We start from the raw sequence: 1,272 nt of genomic DNA, 5'->3' as shown, positions 1-1,272 counted from the left end.
GCCCCAGGGCGGCCCGATCTCCCCGCTGATCGCTAACGTGTTTCTGCACTACGGCTTCGATCTGTGGATGACCCGGACGTTCCCGGGAGTCCTGTTCGAACGCTTCGCGGATGACGTGGTGGTCCATTGCGTGACCGAACGCCAAGCCCGCCAGGTGCGGGAGGCGATCGGACATCGGCTCGCCGACGTCGGGCTGGAACTTCATCCCGACAAGACACGGATTGTCTACTGCAAGGACAGCAACCGGCACCTGGACTATGACCGGGTGTCGTTCACGTTCTGCGGATACACGTTCCGGCCCCGGAAGGCATACAACAAGACCGAGAAGAAGGCCTATACGAGCTTTCTCCCGGCGGTTGGTCCGGGGAAGCTGACCGAGATGAGACGCAAGGTGTCATCCTGGCGGATTGATCGGCGCACGACTTCGACGCTCAGTGACCTCGCAGGCCCGATCAACCAGGTGGTGCGGGGCTGGCTCTCGTACTTCACCGCGTTCTATCCGACTGCGGTGATCTCGATGTGCAGGCATCTCGACACCTGGATCATGCGCTGGGCGAGGAAGAAGTACAAACGACTGGAACGCAGCCGCCGCCGGACACACGAATGGCTCCAAGGAGTACGGCTCATAGCTCCAGAGCTGTTCGCCCATTGGCGACTGCGATACACGCTCTGAAGACTGGACGGCACGAGCCGGATGAATCGAGAGGTTCACGTCCGGATCTGTGAGGGCCGGGGGCTGAGATGCCCCCGGCTACTCGGCAGCGATGAGGAGAAGGCGCCGTGTGAGGCGTCAGGTGGGGATCAGGAAGACGAGCGCAAGCGATTCGTCGCTGAAGTGTCGTAACGATAACGGGTGGCATCGAGACCGGGGCGTGTGCCGTGTTCCGGGATGAGTCTGGCGGGTGCCCGTTGATTGGCCAGGCGGTGTCCGGCATGTAGACGACGTGAGCCTGATCTGCTGCTTTCGCGTGGAACGGGAGGAGGGGTGCCCTGATACTGCCGCCTGCCGGGTGGTGAGAGGGAGTGTCCCAAGCGGCGGAGACCGCGAGGGGGTGAGTACCGTCGCGGGGCGCGTCGGCGGACCGGCTTGTAGTAGCTGAGAAGCCTCTGTGATGGGGGTGGAGCGAAGGGGCCGGGTCATCTGTGGCTGTGTTCGTTCGGTCAACCGGACGAAGTCCGGGAGGAGTTGCGTGGGCGAGCTGAAATCGCAGAGCAAGTCGTTTGATATTTCGAAGCGGGAGGTCTGGGAGGCCTTCCAAGAGGTGCGGAGGA

At 62.7% G+C, this 1,272-nt stretch carries 1 protein-coding gene; it reads left to right on the top strand.

From position 1 onward, the window contains the following. Positions 1-673: reverse transcriptase domain-containing protein (locus HKK72_RS39380; RefSeq protein WP_261987638.1), on the top strand; the 673-nt coding region annotated here is incomplete at its 5' end. Positions 674-1,272 lie beyond the last annotated feature (599 nt).

Origin of the sequence: Actinomadura sp. HBU206391, from assembly GCF_014323665.1 — a bacterium.
In the GTDB taxonomy this organism is placed as follows: Bacteria; Actinomycetota; Actinomycetes; order Streptosporangiales; family Streptosporangiaceae; genus Actinomadura_C.
The sequence above is the reverse complement of the archived record's forward strand: the minus strand, read 5'-3'. Positions and strand labels throughout refer to the sequence as shown.